This window comes from Faecalibacterium sp. DFI.5.82 (assembly GCF_029076575.1).
Lineage (GTDB): Bacteria > Bacillota > Clostridia > Oscillospirales > Ruminococcaceae > Faecalibacterium > Faecalibacterium duncaniae.
This window is the reverse complement of the sequence record NZ_JARFIS010000871.1, coordinates 1-297: the sequence shown is the minus strand read 5'-3', so window position 1 is coordinate 297 and position 297 is coordinate 1. Positions and strand designations below refer to the sequence as shown.

Sequence of the window (297 nt, the reverse complement as noted above, 5' to 3'; positions counted from 1 at the left end):
ATCATAATCAAAATAATCAATCACAAAACAGCCCTAAAAAACCGCGGAATAAACTGCGCTGGGTCTATCGTTTTATTGGTCTGATCATCGTATTACTCTGCATCGGTGGTGCCTATGAGTATCATAAGATTCACAGTACTGCTCAAGGCGTTTTTTCTAATGGATCAGGCAAGATCAGTAAGAAACTGAAAGAGGGTAAGCCGGTATCGGTTTTGGCCATGGGGACTGACGTTGGTGCATTGAATCGTGGTAACAAAGGCGGTAATACTGATACGCTTGAGTTGATAACCATAAATC

Annotated in this window: 1 protein-coding gene; it reads left to right on the top strand. The window is 41.8% G+C overall.

What is annotated here, in order from left to right:
- Positions 1-297 (top strand): hypothetical protein (locus P0G09_RS19285; protein ID WP_275253477.1); only part of this gene is annotated, 297 nt, incomplete at both ends.